This window comes from Roseburia sp. AF20-18LB (genome assembly GCF_003461185.1).
GTDB classification, from domain to species: domain Bacteria; phylum Bacillota; class Clostridia; order Lachnospirales; family Lachnospiraceae; genus Roseburia_C; species Roseburia_C amylophila.
In genome coordinates, this window is record NZ_QTWP01000008.1 from 1 (window position 1) to 295 (window position 295).

The 295-nt window shown below is 49.2% G+C and carries 2 tRNA genes; both read left to right on the plus strand.

The features are described from left to right. Window positions 1-116 precede the first annotated feature (116 nt). Window positions 117-189, plus strand: a tRNA-Thr gene (locus DWX65_RS12410). Between the two features lie 6 nt (window positions 190-195). Further along, window positions 196-269 (plus strand) — tRNA-Ile (locus DWX65_RS12415). Window positions 270-295 lie beyond the last annotated feature (26 nt).

Consider the following 295-nt stretch of genomic DNA (forward strand, 5'->3'; position numbering starts at 1 on the left):
CTTTCACGGCGGTAACACGGGTTCGATTCCCGTCGGAGTCACTTGGGTGAAAACTCATGGATTGTAAACTGCAAGATTGGCTGAAAGGCTGGGTTCATAGTCTGCAGAAGGCATACGCCGATGTGGCTCAATTGGCAGAGCAGCTGATTTGTAATCAGCAGGTTATCGGTTCGAGTCCGATCATCGGCTTTATATGGACCTTTAGCTCAGTTGGTTAGAGCAACCGGCTCATAACCGGTCGGTCCTGGGTTCGAGTCCCCGAAGGTCCACTTTTATTTTAAATTTATTTGGCCCA